12 protein-coding genes are annotated in these 17,472 nt (G+C 69.4%); 4 read left to right on the plus strand and 8 right to left on the minus strand.

All coding sequences use genetic code 11. The features are described 5' to 3' along the window. The first annotated feature begins 24 nt into the window (after positions 1 to 24). Entirely contained in the window at positions 25 to 1,293 is a 1,269-nt protein-coding gene (locus ACTWOL_RS28580) for an MFS transporter (RefSeq protein ID WP_474299689.1), read from the plus strand. A gap of 119 nt (positions 1,294 to 1,412) precedes the next feature. Here ACTWOL_RS28580 and ACTWOL_RS28585 read toward each other — a convergent pair whose 3' ends face one another. From ACTWOL_RS28585 to ACTWOL_RS28605, 5 genes are all read right to left on the minus strand, one after another. Further along, positions 1,413 to 1,898 (minus strand): GntR family transcriptional regulator, encoded by a 486-nt coding sequence (locus ACTWOL_RS28585; protein ID WP_474299690.1) that lies wholly within the window; start codon positions 1,896 to 1,898, stop codon positions 1,413 to 1,415. Then, a complete protein-coding gene (locus ACTWOL_RS28590) occupies positions 1,891 to 2,685 on the minus strand; it encodes a hypothetical protein (protein WP_474299691.1) in 795 nt (264 codons plus the stop codon). Before ACTWOL_RS28590 ends, ACTWOL_RS28585 begins: the two co-directional genes overlap by 8 nt. A 389-nt stretch (positions 2,686 to 3,074) precedes the next feature. Further along, complete coding sequence (locus ACTWOL_RS28595; protein WP_474299692.1) at positions 3,075 to 3,296, minus strand: helix-turn-helix domain-containing protein; 222 nt, start codon at positions 3,294 to 3,296, stop codon at positions 3,075 to 3,077. Next, positions 3,296 to 3,787 (minus strand): DUF2975 domain-containing protein, encoded by a 492-nt coding sequence (locus ACTWOL_RS28600; RefSeq protein ID WP_474299693.1) that lies wholly within the window; start codon positions 3,785 to 3,787, stop codon positions 3,296 to 3,298. The genes ACTWOL_RS28595 and ACTWOL_RS28600 overlap by 1 nt, the downstream gene beginning before the upstream one ends. Before the next feature lie 463 nt (positions 3,788 to 4,250). Continuing rightward, positions 4,251 to 5,132 carry a LysR family transcriptional regulator gene (locus tag ACTWOL_RS28605; protein WP_474299694.1) on the minus strand — a complete coding sequence of 294 codons (882 nt, stop codon included), beginning with the start codon at positions 5,130 to 5,132 and terminating at the stop codon, positions 4,251 to 4,253. A gap of 60 nt (positions 5,133 to 5,192) precedes the next feature. Between ACTWOL_RS28605 and ACTWOL_RS28610 the strand changes: the two genes are divergently transcribed. Beyond that, positions 5,193 to 5,558 carry a DoxX family protein gene (locus tag ACTWOL_RS28610; protein WP_474299695.1) on the plus strand — a complete coding sequence of 122 codons (366 nt, stop codon included), beginning with the start codon at positions 5,193 to 5,195 and terminating at the stop codon, positions 5,556 to 5,558. 256 nt (positions 5,559 to 5,814) lie between these two features. After that, positions 5,815 to 8,529 carry an aconitate hydratase AcnA gene (gene acnA, locus ACTWOL_RS28615; protein ID WP_474299697.1) on the plus strand — a complete coding sequence of 905 codons (2,715 nt, stop codon included), beginning with the start codon at positions 5,815 to 5,817 and terminating at the stop codon, positions 8,527 to 8,529. Positions 8,530 to 8,644: 115 nt separating this feature from the next. Here acnA and ACTWOL_RS28620 read toward each other — a convergent pair whose 3' ends face one another. From ACTWOL_RS28620 to ACTWOL_RS28630, 3 genes are all read right to left on the minus strand, one after another. After that, positions 8,645 to 10,021: an acyl-CoA thioesterase/bile acid-CoA:amino acid N-acyltransferase family protein gene (locus tag ACTWOL_RS28620; RefSeq protein ID WP_474299698.1), complete on the minus strand. Its 1,377-nt coding sequence runs from the start codon at positions 10,019 to 10,021 to the stop codon at positions 8,645 to 8,647. Between the two features lie 100 nt (positions 10,022 to 10,121). Further along, a complete protein-coding gene (locus ACTWOL_RS28625; protein ID WP_474299699.1) occupies positions 10,122 to 11,396 on the minus strand; it encodes an aromatic ring-hydroxylating oxygenase subunit alpha in 1,275 nt (424 codons plus the stop codon). Positions 11,397 to 11,623: 227 nt separating this feature from the next. Beyond that, complete coding sequence (locus ACTWOL_RS28630) at positions 11,624 to 15,400, minus strand: GH92 family glycosyl hydrolase (RefSeq protein ID WP_474299700.1); 3,777 nt, start codon at positions 15,398 to 15,400, stop codon at positions 11,624 to 11,626. A gap of 582 nt (positions 15,401 to 15,982) precedes the next feature. On the opposite strand from ACTWOL_RS28630, the gene ngcE reads away from it, so the two are divergent. Then, positions 15,983 to 17,437, plus strand: a complete 1,455-nt coding sequence (gene ngcE / locus ACTWOL_RS28635; protein WP_474299701.1) for an N-acetylglucosamine/diacetylchitobiose ABC transporter substrate-binding protein — start codon at positions 15,983 to 15,985, stop codon at positions 17,435 to 17,437. Positions 17,438 to 17,472 lie beyond the last annotated feature (35 nt).

A 17,472-nucleotide genomic window follows, 5' to 3' on the forward strand; every position in this document is an offset into this window, starting at 1 on the left:
CTCACTCGGACCACGGGGGCAGTTATGGCGACGGCGGTACAGGGGCGGGGAGAGAAGGGGGACCGGGAGGACCGGCCGGACCGTGGGTCGCGGGCGGCGGCGTTCTGGCGGTTCTGGGCCGCGTCGACGGCGAGCGGGATAGGCGACGCCGTGACGGCGGTGGCCCTGCCGCTGCTCGCGGTGCTGGTGCTGCATGCCTCGGCGTTCGAGGTCAGCCTGATCACGGCCGCGTCCTTCGCTTCGTGGCTCCTGATCGGCCTCCCGGCCGGAGTCCTCGTGCACCGACTGCCGTTGCGCGGGACGCAGGTGGCGATGGATCTGATCCGGGCCGCCGCGGTGGTCTCGGTGCCGGTGGCCGCCGCACTCGGTGTCCTGAGCCTGCCGCAGCTGATCGCCGTGGCCCTGGTGGTCGGGCTGGCGTCCGTCGTCTTCGACGTGGGCAACTCGACCTTCCTGCCCTCCATCGTCAGCAAGGAGGAGCTCACCGCCCGGAACAGCCTCACATCGGGGACCAGCGCGGCGACCCAGCTCGGAGGTCCGTCTCTCGGCGGGGTGCTGGTCCAGCTGCTCGGCGCGGCGATGTCGATCGTGGTCGACGCGGTGAGCTACCTCGTCTCGGCCGCGCTCATGAGCACCCTGCCGCGGGTGGCGCACCCCGCGCAGGAGGGTCCGCGCCGCCGTGTGGGCGAGATGATCCGCGAGGGCTGGCGGTACGTCACCCGCCACCCCGTCATGGGTCCTTGTGTGGCGGACGCGACCGCGGTCAACTTCGTCTGCGGCGGCCTGATGGCGCTCACCCCGGTCTTCCTGGTCCGCACCCTCGACGCTCCGCCTGCCCTGGTCGGGATACTCATCGCGACCGACGGCCTCGGCACCCTGATCGGAGCGGCGCTCACGCCCCGGCTCGTCGCCCGCCTCGGCAGCGGCCGGGCGCTGTGCCGGGCCGCGGTGATCGCCCCGTGCTTCGCGGCGCTGATGCCGCTGTCCGGCCACTCCGCGGCGCTCGTCCTGTTCGCCCTGGGAAACGGTGGCTTCGCCGGGGCCGTGGTGGTGACCAGCATCGTGACCCGCACCCACCGGCAGACCACCACGCCCCCGGAACTGCTGCCGCGCGTGATGGCGACGGTCCGCTTCGTCTCCTGGGGCGCCATCCCGTTCGGCGCGCTGGCCGCGGGAAGCGTCGCAGCCCTGTGGGGGACCCGCGCCTCCCTCGCGCTGATGGCCGTGCTTTCCGTCGTCAGCCCGGCGATCCTCCTGGCGAGCCCGATCCGCCGGATGCGCGAGCTCGAGTGAACGGGATGGGAGCGGTCACTCCGCTCGCGTCGCGTATCGGCCATGACGAGGAAGCCGCCGTGACGTAACAGCGACTCATTCACCTACGGCGACCTGCGTCTGTTGCTTACGCCTGGTGCTTACGCCTGGTGCTCAAGCCTGTTCCTCACGCCTGTGACGCGCGCCGACACCTCGGCCGTCTTGGGGCCCCCCGCTCCGCTGCCGGCCGCGGCCGAAGAGGAGATGGGTCCCGGGTCCAGGGCGTCGCGGAGGGCGGTCAGGATGTCCTCGGTGCCGGCGCCGAGTGACCGGGCAGCGGAAGCGAAGTCCCGGGCCAGAGTGGCGAGTTGGTCGGCATCGTGCGCGTGAGGCTCGGACGGGAGCGCCGCGACCCGGGTGCCCGCGCCACGGCGGGTGCGGATCAGCTCGGCGGCTTCCAGCTCGTGGTAGGCACGAGCCACTGTGCCCGGCGCGAGACCGAGGTCGGCGGCGAGCTGGCGCACGGTCGGCAGGCGCTCGCCCTCGGCCAGCCGGCCAATACGGATCAGCGCGGCCAGCTGCGCGCGGATCTGCTCGTACGGCGGTACCTGGCTGGTGGTGTCGACGCGGACGGCGGAGTCACTCATCGTCGACAGTCCCATCGTCGGCTGCCTCGTCGTCGACCGCCCGGGGTGCCACCACGGTGACCAGGGACCATTCGAAGGTGAACAGGCTCAGCAGGCCCAGGGGGCAGATCGCCACGATGGTGGCGGCGCCCAGCGGCCCGGCGCAGTCCTTCTCCGTGAGCGCGACGAGGATCATCAGAACGACGAGCAGCACCTGGCTCGACACCATCAGCCCCCAGGCTCCCGTAGTCGCCCACGCGCGATTGCGGCGCTGCTGGTCGCTGCCCGGGCCGTGGGCGATACGACGCAGGGCCCAGACGCAGGCGAGGGTTCCGACCGTGAGGGCGGCGAACATCGGGCCGCTGTAGTACAGGCCCGGCCAGGGACCGAGGGAAACGCGCATCCCTTCGCAGGTGACGGTCATGACACGCCCCGCGCTGCCTATCCGGTCGGGGGCGGAGGAGGCGGTGACCGCACCGATCACCAGCAGGGTGACGAGGGACGCCGCCTGCAGAAGAAGCAGGGGCGCCATACGGGGCGGCACTTGGTCCCGGACCAGGCGCGGGGCGAGACGCGCGGTGCGTACCGCTTCCTGGGGACGCAGGGTCAGGGCGTCGCCGAGCAGGACACCGCCCACCGCGCACAGGCCGAAAGCGGTGATGGCGAACACGAGAGGCATCGTGATGTCGTCGCTCTCCATCGTGACCAACTGCTGTGCGGTCACGACGCCGATGGCCAGACCCGACCAGCGGGCGTAGTAGTCGGCGTGGTCGAGGAGCCGGGACTGGAGCGGGACGGTGTCGAGCATATGGAGACCACCCAGATCATCTTGTATCAAGTGATGGGTACAAGATGCCCTGGTCGGGATCTTGTGTCAAACACTCGACACAAGGTGATGCGAAGGGGGCGGCTCCTGGTGCATCGGCAGGCATAAGACTTGTGGTCTGTCTCAACGAACCGAGTCCATGCAGGTCAGCGACGCCCGGACGACCAACGTCGTTGAGGCGGGACAGTGGGCACGGAGCCTCGAATCCGGTCCATGGGTGTCCGTTGTCAGCGAAGCCTGCTCCGCAGGAAGGGGACTCAACGGAATCTGCATCAACGCCCAGCGCGTGAAGGCGAGCAGAGCCTCGCCGGTGATGTCCTCAAGCCGGTCAAGGCAAGCGGGATCGGCGATGACGCATCGGCAGGCACGGTTCATTCGCCCGCGGTGCCCTCGACCTCCCAGCGAAGCAGGTCGCCTGGTTGGCACTCGAGCACCTCGCAGAGCGCGGCGAGCGTCGCAAAGCGCACCGCCTTGGCGCGGCCGTTCTTGAGTACCGCCAGATTGGCGGGCGTGATCCCTACGCGGTCCGCGAGCTCGCCCACGGACATCTTCCGCCTGGCCAGCATCACGTCGATGTCGACGGCGATCGGCATCAGATCACCTCGTCCAACTCGGCCTGCATCTGCGCCGCTTCGACGTCGCGGGCGACGGCCTGGGCGAGCAGCATCCGCAGCACGAGCACAATGAGCGCGACTCCCAGGATGGCCACGCCAATTCCGCCCATGATGAGGGTGACGCCCGGGTCGTCCCGCTGGCCGGGCGCATTCAGGGCCGTGACCGCGAACCACACGAGAGCAGCCGCAACGATCGCGCCGATGATGACGTCCACGTACCGGAAGGCGGCGTGGGAGAACACGGTTCCGCGTCGCACCATTGTTACCAGTCGCCATACACAGACCAGGGCGACCTGGACCGTCCCGATGCCCAGGATCGTGATCACGCGCAGCGGGGTCAGCGGGAGTGACCCGTCCTCCGGGTCACTCCCACTGACCAACGCCCACACCATCAATGCCTGTACGAACAAGGTGCCGGTGAGCACCACCACGAGCACGGCGCGCAGCGCGCGCACTGTCAGTTTTCCCATGCCCCAACCTTCCATCGAGCTACGATGGGAATCTATCGAATATCGATAGGTGAAACAAGGGCTGGGTCGAACGGCGGGCGCGCGGTTTCGCACGGCGGGATGCCGCCCCCGTCCGCGGCACGGCACGGCACGGCGCGATGCGAAGGTTTTCGATCTTGCCGAGTCTCAACCCATCCAGTCGCCGCAGGCAGGAGAGCCAGTAGCCCGGGTCCCAGGGTTTCGGCGTAGTCACATGACGTCCGATTTGTGGCTAGGGGGTTTCTGATGGGTCTCCGTGGAGGAAGGAGCGGCGTCCGGTGCGTGCTCTCGGAGTGCCGGTTGGAAGCCCTCGTACTGGACGTACTTGGGCTTTCGGTCGGTGCGGCGAGAGTGCGTGCCGGGCGTCGCGACGCCGCGGAGATCCGTCAGAAGCCCCCTAAGTGAGGTCGGCATTCTGGCGGGGCCGCGCGCCGGCGGCCCGGGGTCAACGCCGACTCAGCCGCCGCGCGATGGCATCCAGGAGCTCGTCCAGCGCCGCCTCGTGCGTCCGTCCCCGAGGCCGAGTCAGCCCCACCCGGCTGGGAGACACCCTGCGGACCGGACGGAACACCACGTCTGGGCGGGAGTGGAAACGGGCCGCCGACGCCGGGGCCAGCGCGACGCAGCCGCCCGCTACCGCTGCGAGCCACTCGTCAGGACGGCTGGTGACGGCGCCGATCCGGACGGGGTGTCCGTCCCGCTCCTCCGCCGCCAGCCAGTGCTCCCTCCACGCTCCGGTCTCGACTCCGGCCGCGACGAACGGCTCGTCCCACAGCTGCCGGAACTCCACCGTCTCGCTGTCCGCCAGCGGATGACTGGCGGGGAGCAGCACCCCCCGCTCTTCAACGAACAACTCGCGCACTGTCAACGTTTCCTGGCCCGGAAACGGCAAACGCACCACTGCCGCATCCACCTCGCCCTGGGCCAGGCCGGCGCTGGGGTCCGACCAGTCGAACTGCCGCAGTTCCACCCGCCACTCCGGCCGCGCCTGGTGGAATTCGGCGATGACCTCGGGGACGGCACCGACCGCGCCCGCGTCCAGGAAGCCCAGGCGCAGTACGCGTGCCGCCCGGCCGGTTGCCCGAACCGCCTCGTCCCAGCCGTCCAGCAGTGCGGGCACCCGCGAGGCGAACTCACGGCCGGCCTCGGTCAGCGCCATCCCCGACCGCGAACGCGCGAAGAGCTTTACCCCGAGATCCTCCTCCAGGCGCCGGATCCGCTTGGTCAACGCAGGCTGCGAGACGAAAAGCCTCTCGGCCGCCCCGGTCAGGCTGCCCTCCTCCGCCACTGCGACGAAGTACCGGAGCAGGCGCGTGTCCACATCCATGCCATCAGGTTATAGAAGCAGGTATTGGACGGTGCCAAGGCGCCCGCAGACTCTGAAGGCATGACCGGTACCCAGCTCGCGCTCCTCGTCGTCACCCTGCTCACCGCCGCCGTCAACGTCGGTATCGCCGCCGCCGACCTCGCCGGGGCACGCTTCGTACTGGCCAACTCGGCGGAGGTGGGTGTCCCCCGAGCCTGGCTGCCCCGGCTGGCCGCCCTCAAGCTGGCCGGTGCGGCGGGGCTTCTTCTCGGCCTCCACGACGCCGCACTGCGCCCTGTGGGCGCCGCTGCGGCCTGCGGCCTCGTCCTGTTCTACCTGGGCGCGCTCGCCTTCCATCTGCGCGCCCGCGTGCTCTACAGCCTCGCGTTTCCCGGTTTCTACCTCGCCGCCGCCGTTGCCTCGCTGGCCTTGCTCGTGTCCTCCTGATGGCGGTACCACTCAATGTTCGATGAGCACGCTCGCCCTTCGCTGCGACAGGTCACCGGTGTCCGGGCATGACCGTCCCGCGGGTCATGTATTAGAGTTATCTCGACATCGAGATATCTGTGAGAAGGCGTACCGCACACCTTCCCGTGCTGCTCGCTGGTAAGGCTCCCCTAACTAAGCCTTACCTTAGCGGATCGGGAGCAGCTGCAGACGGCAGGATGCGGTTCGTACGCGCACATGGAAAAAGGAGACTGTCGTGTCGGCGAACAGCTTCGACGCCCGCAGCACGCTACGCGTGGGCGACGAGTCTTACGAGATCTTCCGGCTGGACAAGGTCGAGGGCGCCGCGCGCCTCCCTTACAGCCTCAAGGTCCTGCTGGAGAACCTGCTCCGCACCGAGGACGGCGCGAACATCACCGCCGACCACATCCGGGCGCTCGGCGGCTGGGACTCGCAGGCGCAGCCGAGCCAGGAGATCCAGTTCACGCCGGCCCGCGTGATCATGCAGGACTTCACCGGTGTGCCCTGTGTCGTGGACCTCGCCACCATGCGCGAGGCCGTCAAGGAGCTCGGCGGCGACCCGGCGAAGATCAACCCGCTGGCCCCGGCCGAGCTGGTCATCGACCACTCCGTCATCGCCGACAAGTTCGGCACTCCGGACTCCTTCGCGCAGAACGTGGAGCTGGAGTACGGCCGCAACAAGGAGCGCTACCAGTTCCTGCGCTGGGGCCAGACCGCCTTCGACGAGTTCAAGGTCGTCCCGCCCGGCACCGGCATCGTCCACCAGGTGAACATCGAGCACCTGGCCCGCACGGTCATGGTCCGGGGCGGCCAGGCCTACCCCGACACCCTCGTCGGCACCGACTCGCACACCACCATGGTCAACGGCCTCGGTGTGCTGGGCTGGGGCGTCGGCGGTATCGAGGCCGAGGCCGCCATGCTCGGCCAGCCGGTCTCGATGCTCATCCCGCGCGTCGTCGGCTTCAAGCTCACCGGTGAGCTGGAGCCCGGCACCACCGCCACCGACCTCGTGCTCACGATCACCGAGATGCTGCGCAAGCACGGCGTCGTCGGCAAGTTCGTCGAGTTCTACGGCGAGGGCGTCGCCGCCACCTCGCTCGCGAACCGCGCCACCATCGGCAACATGTCGCCGGAGTTCGGCTCCACCGCCGCGATCTTCCCGATCGACGACGAGACCCTGAACTACCTGCGTCTGACCGGCCGCAGCGAGCAGCAGGTCGCCCTCGTCGAGGCGTACGCCAAGGAGCAGGGCCTCTGGCTCGACCCGGCCGCCGAGCCCGACTTCTCCGAGAAGCTCGAGCTCGACCTCTCCACGGTCGTCCCGTCGATCGCCGGCCCGAAGCGCCCGCAGGACCGTATCGTCCTCGCGAACGCCGCCCAGCAGTTCGCCCTGGACGTGCGCAACTACGTGGACGACGCCGACGAGGCGGGCAAGGAGTCCTTCCCGGCCTCCGACGCTCCCGCGTCCACCAACGGTGTCCCGACCCGCCCGACCACGGTCACGGCCCCCGACGGCTCGACGTACGAGATCGACCACGGCGCCGTCACCGTCGCCGCGATCACCTCCTGCACCAACACCTCGAACCCGTACGTCATGGTCGCCGCCGCGCTGGTGGCCAAGAAGGCGGTCGAGAAGGGCCTGACCCGCAAGCCGTGGGTCAAGACCACCCTCGCCCCGGGCTCCAAGGTCGTCACCGACTACTTCGACAAGGCGGGCCTGACCCCGTACCTCGACAAGGTCGGGTTCAACCTGGTCGGTTACGGCTGCACCACCTGCATCGGCAACTCCGGCCCGCTGCCGGAGGAGGTCTCCAAGGCCGTCAACGAGCACGACCTGGCCGTGACCTCGGTGCTCTCCGGCAACCGCAACTTCGAGGGCCGGATCAACCCCGACGTCAAGATGAACTACCTGGCGTCCCCGCCGCTGGTCGTCGCGTACGCCCTCGCGGGTTCCATGAAGGTCGACATCACCCGTGAGGCGCTCGGCATCGACACCGAGGGCAACCCGGTCTACCTGAAGGACATCTGGCCCTCCGAGGCCGAGGTCAACGACGTCGTCGCCAACGCCATCGGCGAGGACATGTTCAACAAGTCCTACCAGGACGTCTTCGCGGGCGACGCCCAGTGGCAGGCCCTGCCGATCCCGACCGGCAACACCTTCGAGTGGGACACCGAGTCGACTTACGTCCGCAAGCCCCCGTACTTCGAGGGCATGACGATGGAGACGACCCCGGTCACCGACATCGCGGGCGCCCGCGTCCTCGCCAAGCTCGGCGACTCGGTCACCACCGACCACATCTCCCCGGCCGGTGCCATCAAGGCCGACACCCCGGCGGGCAAGTACCTCACCGAGCACGGTGTGGAGCGTCGTGACTTCAACTCCTACGGCTCGCGCCGAGGCAACCACGAGGTCATGATCCGCGGCACGTTCGCCAACATCCGCCTGCGCAACCAGATCGCGCCGGGCACCGAGGGCGGCTACACCCGCGACTTCACCCAGGCAGACGCGCCGGTGTCGTTCATCTACGACGCCTCCCGCAACTACATCGAGCAGGGCATCCCGCTCGTCGTCCTGGCCGGCAAGGAGTACGGCTCCGGCTCGTCCCGTGACTGGGCGGCCAAGGGCACCGCGCTCCTCGGCGTCAAGGCCGTCATCGCCGAGTCGTACGAGCGCATCCACCGCTCGAACCTGATCGGCATGGGTGTCCTGCCGCTGCAGTTCCCGGAGGGTGCCTCGGCCGAGGCCCTCGGTCTGACGGGTGAGGAGACCTTCTCCTTCGCCGGTGTCACCGAGCTCAACGAAGGCACCACGCCGCGCACGGTCAAGGTCACCACCGACACCGGTGTCGAGTTCGACGCGGTCGTCCGCATCGACACCCCCGGTGAGGCGGACTACTACCGCAACGGCGGCATCATGCAGTACGTGCTGCGGAACCTGATCCGCAAGTAACCAGCCGCGGAGCCTGCTCCGCGCGCAGGTGCCGCCCGGGTCTCGGACACCCGGGAGCCACACGCACGAGGGCCGCGTCCCCGAGAGGGGGCGCGGCCCTCACGCGTCCGCCGCGTCACCCGCCGGCCGTCAGGCGCCGGCCGTCCGCCGTGGGAACAGCAGTCGGCACCGCCTCGCCGGAGCGGAGATGGCGCTCCAGGAACGCCGTCATCGCCGCCCAGGTCTCGCTCTGTGCCAGGGCCGTCGCCTGCGGAGTGCCACCGAAGACGAGCGAGGCCGTGCGGTCGACGGTCGTCGGGACGAGCGGGGGCCGGAGGACATGACCGGCGCCCCGGTGCACCAGCAGCACGTCGTCGGACCGCGCGGTACGGCGCCGCGCCAGCAGCGCGCGGGCCATGTCCTCCGCCGGCCACAGGGCGTCGTCGGTGCCGGCGATCGCCATCAGCGGCGCGGTGATGTCCTCGACCGGGATCAGCGCGCTCCGCACGGCGACACCGTCCCGCAGCCCCGTGCGGTAGGCGCCGCGCAGCCGCAGCGCCGAGGAACGCGCCGGGCCGCCCGGCAGCCGCCGCAGCAGCGCACGGCCGGCGAGCTGGGGGAGCAGCACTCCGCCGCGCACGGGGACGTACGGCAGCGGCACACCCCGGTACGTCCACGAGGAGGTCTTCGGCCCCGGCCCGCCGCGCCCCGGCCCGCCGCGCCCCGGCGCCTGCCAGACCACATGCGTCGGCGCCACGACCACCACCGCATGCACCGGGACGCAGGCCAGGGCGAGAGCCGCGAGGGCCCCACCCGTCCCTGTCGAATAGGCGACGACGGCGACCGGCCTGCCGGCCGCGACCGAGCCGACGGCCCCCGCGAAGTGTTCGAGCGGCACTCCCGCCGGGGCGCCGCCCGGTCCGTCCGCGTCCGGAGGCCCGACGACCACCGAGCGGAATCCGCAGCGCGACGCCAGCAGCGCCGCCGCCGGCGCGACCGCACCGGCACCGGAGGGACCGGGCACGAGCACCACCACCGGTCGTGTCTTGGCCTCCTTCGCGGCCTGCCACCCGGGGGCGCGCGGCTCGAACTCGACCAGCCTCAGCCTCCGGTCGTCCCGCTCCCGCCGGACGACCCCGCGGGCCCGCCAGCGGCGCACCACCGTCCGCCTCACCTGGCGGGCGGAATCGGCCGCGCAGCGGACGGTCCAGGTGAGCCGGTCGTCCGACGCCGTAAAGGCCACGGGCGGCCGGTTCCGGCGCACCGGGGTCATCGACCACCAGGGCCCGGCGGGATCGACGCCGGTGTACGAGCCCGTGACCGGGGCGTTCTCCGCCGTGCCCGCGACGCCCCGGGCGTTCGCCCGATACCGGTTGACGGACCGCCAGGCCGTCCCCGCCGCATCGGTCACGTCGATCCGCACGGTCACCTGCTCATGCGCACCGAGCCCCTGGACGACGAGATCGGGCACCACGTCGACCAGGCCGTCCCCGGGGGTGATGATCAGCTCCACGCTTCGGAACGTATGCCGCCACCGGCGTGCGGGCGACCGGGCGCTCGCCGGTCGGGTGAGAGCCTCGCCCTGACCGGGCACATGCGGAGCACGAAAGGCCCTAACGCCCTCCCGGGTGACCGTTCGTCAGACGTCCGGCCAGATACCGCTGGAACTGCCACAGCGGGCGCTCCAGATGGGAGAACCGTCCGCCGGAGGGCCCGGGCTCCGTGGCCAGACCCCGCTGAACACCCCGGATGGCGACGAGGTCCTCTCCCTGGACCAGCTCCAGCTGCTCACGGGACAGCCGCAGATACGTCTCGAAGCCGGGCGACTCCTTCGCGGCGGCCGGGACGAACACGGTGGCCAGGGCGTCATGGGTGCCGGGGCCGGTCGGGATCCAGCGGAAGCAGGTCACGCCGGTCGGCAGCAGCGCCAGGATCACATGGGGGAAGACGCCGGCGATCAGCATCCCGGACAGCTCCGTGTCTCCCAGTCCCGGGACGGTCGTGGACAGAGCCGCCGTCATGTCCTCGCCCAGAGCCTCCGCTGCCATGGGGGCGAAGGGCATGAACGCGCTGAACCAGCGGCCGTCGCACTCGTGGAGCACCGTGTCCTTGCCGGGCAGCACGGGCTCCAGCGTGCTCGCGTGCGTGCCCATGTGGTGATAGCTCTCGGCGCCGTTCTCGACCGCCACCTTCCAGTTCGCCGGGACGCCGTCCCAGCGGGCCGTGTACGCCACGACAAGGTCGCCGAGCCCGTAGGGCGAGAGCACCTCGTCCAGGCCCGAGAGCTGTGGACCGAGGGGCTCCGCGTCCGGGTCGTCGTTCACCATGATGAGGCCGTGCCACACCTCGAGCCGGTGGTGCGGCAGTCTGCAGGCGGACCGGTCGAAGTCCACCCTGTTCATCAGCGGGGCGCCGTGCAGCTGTCCCGCGTACTCGCCGTTCAGCTTGTAGGTCCAGGTGTGGTACGGGCATGTCAGCCGCTTGAGGTTGCCGCGTTCGGAGGTGGTCTCGGGCGGCAGCACGTCCATGAAGCGGTGCCGGCACACCCGGGAGAGGGCGTGCAGCTCGCCGTCCTCGTCACGGGTGACGACCAGTGGTCCGCCCGGCAGGTCGACACGCAGATAGTCCCCGGGCCTGGCGACCTGGTCGACGTGTCCCGCGCACAGCCATTCCCCGCGGAAGATCCGTTCCTGCTCCAGCCGGTGGAAGGCGGGGGATGTGTAGGCCCGGGCCGGCAGGGTCTCGCCGCGCTCCAGGGGGAGTGCCGCGATCCGGTCCAGTTCGTCGAGCAGCGGACCGAGTTCGGTGTCCTGGCAGAGTCCGGTGTCCAGGCAGAGTCCGGTGTCCGGGTCGAGGCCTGCGTCCGGGCCGAGTTCGGTGTCCTGCACGGTGCGACCGCCTTCCGTGTCGGGGGTTCGGTGCACTCGACGCTAGGCCGCGGTCCCTGCACGGCGGATCGGCACCAGGACCGATCTCCCCGGTAGGTCCCGGTACATCCTTCGGATGAGCGGCGATCCCGCACCGGGGCCGTCCCATGGCCGCGGGCACCCACTTGACCTGCGGGAACGGCCGATGGGCCGCAGCCGGGAAGCTGCGGCCCCAACCGGAGACACACCTAGGCGATCATCTCCATTTCCGCGAGGGACGCACCCGCGGCCGGCACCAGCCGGTACCGCTCGAACGTCCCCGGCCTGGCGATGGTGAACACCCGGGTCTGTCTGTCCCAGGCGAAGGACTCGCCGGACCGTTCGTCGACGTCGGTCCAGACGGTGCCGTCACGCGAGCCCTGCAGCACCCAGCCCGACGGCGCCGTGCCCTTCGCCGACGACGTGAGCGTGTACTGGACCGCACGGGTCCCCGACGTGACCGGCAGCTCCACGGGCGCCGACGCCTGCAACGAGGCCTCCGTGGCGGAGGTGTTGTCGAAGAGCGGGCCAGGGCCGCTGATCCGGTCGCGCCGCGGTTCGGGGACCCTGTCGTCCTGGGTGACGGAGACCGGGGCCGCGTCGCGTCCCGTACCCCAGGACGAGGGCTCCGGCCCCATGGCGAACTCCAGCGTGCCGCCGAGGGCGAGCAGTTCGTGGGACAGACCGGTGGAGTTCCACGACCGACCGTTCACCTTCACACCCTGGACGTAGATGTTCCGGGCGCTGTTCCGCGGGGCTTTCACCACCAGCTCACGGCCGTTGTCCAGACGTACGGTCGCCTTGGTGAACAGCGGTGAGCCGATCGTGTACTCCCCGCTGCCCATCACCAGCGGATAGAAGCCCAGCGCGGAGAAGAGGAACCAGGCCGACTGCTCGCCGTTGTCCTCGTCGCCGTGGTAGCCCTGGCCGATCTCGCTTCCGGTGTAGAGGCGGGAGAGCACCTCGCGCACCTTCTCCTGCGTCTTCCAGGGCTGCGAGGCCGCGTTGTACATGTAGGTGACGTGGTGGGCGACCTGGTTGGAGTGGCCGTACATGCCCATCCGTACGTCCCTGGCCTCCGTCATCTCATGGATGACGCTTCCGTACGAGCCCGCGAACTCGGGCGAGGCGGTTTCCGGGGTGGCGAAGTAGGTGTCGAGCTTCTTGCCGAGCGCGGCCCGGCCCCCGTACAGGTTGGCCAGCCCCCGCGAATCCTGGGGAGCGGTGAACGCGTACCCGTATCCGTTGGTCTCGGTGTAGTCGTAGCCCCAGATCCTCGGGTCGTACCGGTCCGAAGGGACGCGCCAGTCGCCCTTCAGGTCTCGGCCCTGGAAGAAGCCCGCCCTGGAGTCGAACAATGTCACATAGTTGCGTGCACGGTTGAGGAAGTACGCCGACTCGTCCCGGTAGCGGGGCTTCTTCGTCTTCTTGTAGAGGGCGTCGGCCATCCGGGACAGGCCGTAGTCGTTCAGATAGCCCTCCAGCGACCAGGACAGGCCCTCGTGCGTCTCCGTCGACGCGTAGCCGAGGAAGGGCGAGGTCTCCATGCCCTTGCGACCCACGCCCCGGTGCGGCGGTGCCACGGTCGCGTTCTTGAGTGCCGCCTCGTAAGCGGTCTCGGCGTCGAAGCCCCGCACGCCCTTGACATACGCGTCGGCGAAGGCGACGTCGGAGGAGGTGCCGGTCATGAGATCTGCGTAGCCGGGCGAGGACCAGCGGGAGATCCAGCCGCCGTCCCGGTACTGCTGGACGAAGCCGTCGACGAGTTCGCCGGCCTTCCGCGGGGTGAGGAAGGAGTACGCGGGCCAGGTCGTCCGGTAGGTGTCCCAGAAACCGTTGTTGACGTAGACCCTGCCCTCGACGATCTTCGCTCCGGTGCGGGTGGGAGTGTCGGGTCCGGTCTGCGGCGAGAACGGGCTCGCGTACATGTGCTTCCCGCCGACCTTCTCGAAGCCGGAGTTGGGGTACAGATACAGCCGGTAGAGCGAGGAGTAGAGGGTCACCAGCTGGTCGTGGGTGGCGCCCTCGACCTCGACCCGGCCGAGGATGTCGTCCCAGGCGTCCTGCGCGCGGTCCCTGATGAGGCTGAACCCGGCCGATTCCGGGATCTCCTGGGCCAGGTTCTTCTTCGCCTGGTCGATGCCGATGAGCGAGGTCGCGATGCGCAGGGTGACGGTACGGTCGGCGCCGGCGTCGAAGCGCAGATGCCCCTTGACGCCCTGTGAGGCCGACGAGATGACGGGCGCGTCGAAGACGCCGTACACGAACAGCCGGGTGGCGCCCGTGGACAGCCCGCTCTTGACGTCCGAGTAGCCGGTGAAGGAGCTGGTCGCGGGGTCGAGGGTGAGACCGGCCTGCTCGGTGACATTGTCGAACAGCACCGCCGCGTTCTCACCCGGATAGGTGAATCGCATCATTGCGGCATGGTCCGCCGGAGCGATCTCGGCCTTGAGTCCGTTCTCGAAGGTCACCCCGTAGTAGTGCGCACGAGCGGTCTCCTTCTCATGACGGAAGGGGAGGGCCCGGGCGGTGCGCGAGGTGTCCGGTGTGCCCTCGGCCGCCGACGGCATCAGCTGGAAGGTCTGCCGGTCGCCCATCCACGGACTGGGTTCATGGCTGGCGCTGAACGCCTGGACGGTCGGCAGGTTGTCCGCGTTGTTGGCGCGTGCGTACTCGTACAGCCAGCTCAGCGAACCCGCGTTGGTGACGGGTGTCCAGAAGTTGAAGCCGTGCGGCACCGCGGTCGCCGGGAAGGTGTTGCCGCGTGAGAACGAGCCGCTGGAGTTGGTGCCGCGGACGGTGGAGACGTAGTCCGAAAGACGTCCGAGCCGCTTCGCGGGTGCCTTGGGGGCGAGCCGGATGTCGTCGATCCAGCCCTGGAACTTCGCGGGGCCGCCGGGGGCGTCGTACGCCACCAGGATCCGGTCCACCGTCTTCCCGGCCGCGACCGAGCCGATCCGGGATGTCACCTGGTTCCACTGGTTGACGTAGAGCCGCTTGGCCGCGCCCTGGCCCTGCGGCGTCAGCAGACCGCCGTACGAGTCCACCGCCCGGAGTTCACTCAGATAGGTGCCGTCGGTGAAGGCGAGATCCACGGCCACGTTGGTGGCCGGGTACTTCAGATCCGTCTCCGCCATCGAGGGGAAGACCCGGTAGGACAGCTCGGTGTCCTGTCGCACGGCGGTGTCGACGTCGAAGACCTTGTTGTACGAGTAGGCGCGCCCTTCCGCCTTGTGGGTTCCGGCGTACCGCAGGGCGCGCTTGCCGGTGAAGCCGGCGTTCGCCTTCGCCGTGGGGGAGCCGCCGGGGCCCCGGTCGACCAGGCTGCGCATGTCGTCGGGCGCCGGTGGGCCGGTGCTGCCGTCGGAGAACTGGACGTCGGCCAGCTGGGTGGCCTCGGTTGCGCCGTTGTTCCGGGTGATCTCCAGGCGGTAGTGGGGGTAGGCGTCCGCCGATGCGGCGTCGATGTCGTACGTCTTCGTCTGGAAGCGCTTGTCGAAGGCCTCGCCCTCACGGGTGTCGAGGGTCTTCCAGTCCTTGCCGTCCGCGGAACCCTTGAGGGTCCAGTCCCTGGGGTCGCGGGTGGCGAAGTCGTTCGCCGAGGTCAGCGCATAGGTGGCGACCTTGACCGGGGTGTCCGTGTCGAATTCGATCCACGCGGACGTCCGAAAAGCCAGCCATTTGGTGGAGGGCTGGAGATCGACCAGATTCTCCTTGACCTCGCCTGCGCCGCTGTGTTCGTCGCTGGCGCGCAGTTCGACGACCTTGTCGGTCACATTGCCCGGTATTCCGGTGGCGAAGCCGCCGTCGACACCCGAAGATCGCTTGTTTCCGTCGGGTCCCGTTTCCACGGTGTTGCGCCAGTCGGGCTGGGCTTCGCCGGATTCGAATGACGTGGTGAATTCCGCCGCCGGGGCGGCGGGCTGGGAGGGAACGGCGACGGCGGCCGATTCACCCGTCACCACCAGCAGAGAAGTGGCCGCCACCAGGGCGGCCGTGCGGAGTCGTCTGTACCGAGGGCTGGGTCTGGGCTGCATACCGAGCCTTTCCTCCCGCCGAAGCGATTCCGGACAACGTTGTCATGGGCATTGCACGGGCTCCAGTAGGGAGGCAAGTGCCGCATGGTGTCAAGGGTGTTGACGGTGTGGCAGGTTAGGAATCAGCCGTTTCGATGAGATTCTTGCGCAGCAATGGACGGGAATGGGGAAGAGGGTGCCGAGTGGTACTCCCGTATCCGCGAGGTCTCAACTCGGGAAAGACTGGCGGCCGACCTTGTTTTCGATCTTGCCCGTATGGCGGGAAGTGGACTATACCTGTCGGCGTTCGCCATTCGTACGCGCGGCGAGCCGGGGCCCGGTTTACGCAAAGGGCTCCGGGGGACGGGTGACGCCGGGCGGCCGCGGTCTTCGTCCGCCGCCCCGACAGCTCTCCGTTCCCGCTGTACGGCACTGACCCCCTGCACGACCCAGCTTCAGTAAATGACCGCGGTGGCGGGGCCCTTCGCCTCAGGCGACAAAGACGGGCGACCGGTACACCGCCTGAGTCCTGGAGAAGGCGAGGACTTGAGCATGGGATCCACCTCCGGCCACCCGAACGGCGGTCTCGGCCGCCGCGATCTGATCAAGCGTTCCGCGGCACTCGGCCTCATCACCGTTCCCACGATCGGCTTCCTGTCGGCCTGTGCCTCCGGTGGCGGAGGCGGCGCGAGCGGTCCCAAGGTCGAGAAGGGCAAGGTCACCAAGACCAACCCGCTCGGCGTCAACGAGAGCGCCGCCCTCGAGGTCGTCATCTTCGACGGCGGGTTCGGCCAGCAGTACGCCATCGACGCGGAGCAGAAGTACAACACGGCCTTCCCGAAGGCCCCCAAGGTCACCCACAAGGCCACCCAGAAGATCCAGTCCGAGCTCCAGCCCCGCTTCAACGGCGGCACCCCGCCGGACCTCATCGACAACTCCGGCGCCGAGCAGATGGACATGGGCGTGCTCGTCGGCAAGAAGCAACTCGCCGACCTCACCCCGCTGCTGGACGCGTCCTCGGTCGACGACCCGACCAAGAAAGTGCGCGACACCCTGCGCCCCGGCATCGTCGAGATGGGCCAGTTCGACGGCGCGCCCGTGTGGATCCTCTACTACGCCTACACCGTCTACGGCGTCTGGTACTCGCAGAGCGCGCTCGAGCGTCTCGACGCGACGTACCCCGAGACCTGGGACGAGATGCTCGCCCTGTGCGAGAAGGCGAAGAAGCAGGGCATCGCGGGCTGGACGTACGCGGGCAAGCACCCCTACTACCTGCCGTTCTCGCTCTACCCGTTCATCGCCAAGATCGGCGGCCGGGAGGTCCTCGACTCCATCGACAACCTGGAGCCGAACGCCTGGAAGCACCCGGCCGTCAAGGCCGCGTTCGAGGCGTACTACGAGCTGTACAAGAAGGGCTACATCCTCAAGGGCACCCCGGGCCTGGACCACATCCAGTCCCAGACCGCCTGGACCAAGGGCAAGGCGCTGTTCATCCCCAACGGCTCCTGGGTGGAGAACGAGGCGGCCGGCACGATGCCCAAGGACTTCAATCTCGCCGTCGCCGCGCCGACCGGCCTCGACGCCTCGGACAAGATGCCCTTCGGCACCATCTGGGCCTCCGGTGGTGAGCCCTTCATCGTCCCGGCGAAGGCGAAGAACGTCGAGGGAGGTATGGAGCAGTTGCGCATCATGCTCGGCCGGGAGTCCTCGATGAACTTCACCAAGCAGGTGAAGTCGCTGACCGCGTTCAACGGCGGCACCGACGGCATCGAGCTGACCCCGGGTCTGAAGTCGGGCGTCGCCGCGCTGGAGAAGGCCGGTGCGAACGTTGTCAACCCGCGTCTGCAGGACTGGTACGTCAAACTCCAGAAGGAGCAGATCGGTGTGGCCGGTCTGGGCGAGATGATGGCCGGCCGGCTCACCCCGGCCGAGGCGATCGGCAGGATCCAGGGCTTCGCCGACAAGGCCGCCCAGGACTCGTCCGTCAAGAAGTACAAGCACCAGTGAGCGGCCGGTGCTCCCGGGGGCCCGCCCCCGGGAGC

This window comes from Micromonospora sp. IBHARD003 (assembly GCF_056106285.1).